The 294-nt window shown below is 63.3% G+C and carries 1 pseudogene; it reads left to right on the top strand.

The annotated features are described in order from the left end of the window. Nucleotides 1-294 (top strand): annotated as a pseudogene (locus SKC42_RS27555) (glycosyltransferase); the annotation flags it as partial.

The following is a 294-nucleotide window of genomic DNA, read 5'->3' as shown; positions in this document are numbered from 1 at the left end:
GCCATCCTCGAAGCCGAACCACAGGTATTACAGGTCGGCATCAACTACGGCGACGCAGCCAAGCTCACCAACACCTGCGCCGCCGAAACCGACGTACGCCGCACACCCGATGCCGGCCGCTACCTGATCACCAACGAAATCGCCAGCGGCCCAGCCATGTTCGACACCACACGCCTCAATCAAGCCGGCGGCCTGAAAGCCACCGACCCCGACCCCCTCACCGAACTCCAACGCCGAGCACTCGCCCTCGGACAACAAACCGCCACCCTCGACGAAATACTCTGCACCACCACA

The sequence above is a fragment of the Mycobacterium sp. 050134 genome (assembly GCF_036409085.1).
GTDB lineage: Bacteria > Actinomycetota > Actinomycetes > Mycobacteriales > Mycobacteriaceae > Mycobacterium.
The sequence above is the reverse complement of the archived record's forward strand: the minus strand, read 5'-3'. Positions and strand labels throughout refer to the sequence as shown.